The 377-nt window shown below is 69.5% G+C and carries 2 rRNA genes; both read left to right on the top strand.

What is annotated here, in order from left to right:
• Positions 1-162: ribosomal RNA gene (locus ACTQ48_RS11680) — 23S ribosomal RNA — on the top strand; the annotation flags it as partial.
• Between the two features lie 145 nt (positions 163-307).
• Positions 308-377: ribosomal RNA gene (rrf, locus tag ACTQ48_RS11675) — 5S ribosomal RNA — on the top strand; the annotation flags it as partial.

Below are 377 nucleotides of genomic sequence, written 5' to 3'. Positions count from 1 at the left end.
CGGCGCGGATAACCGCTGAAGGCATCTAAGCGGGAAGCCGTTCCAGGGATTAGTTCTCCTTCCGGTAAGGGCCCAGGTAGACTACCTGGTCGATAGACGGCAGGTGCAAGGGCGGCGACGTCCTCAGCCGAGCCGCACTAATCGCCCGAGCTCTTCCGGAACCGCACCTCGCGGCCCGCGGGACCCAGCGCTCACAGGCGCGGTCCGGGCACGAGGATGCCCCCGAGTCACCTCCCCTATGCGCCATGCGGCCCCCAGGGCACGTGAGTGAGACACCGGGCACCGTAACGGTGGGCGCCGCCCACCGGTCAGCGGCCAGAGCATGGGGGGCACGCCCGGTCCCGTTCCGAACCCGGAAGCTAAGCCCCATCGCGCCG

Source organism: Collinsella sp. Sow4_E3 (assembly GCF_052116285.1).
Lineage (GTDB): Bacteria > Actinomycetota > Coriobacteriia > Coriobacteriales > Coriobacteriaceae > Collinsella.
The sequence above is the reverse complement of the archived record's forward strand: the minus strand, read 5'-3'. Positions and strand labels throughout refer to the sequence as shown.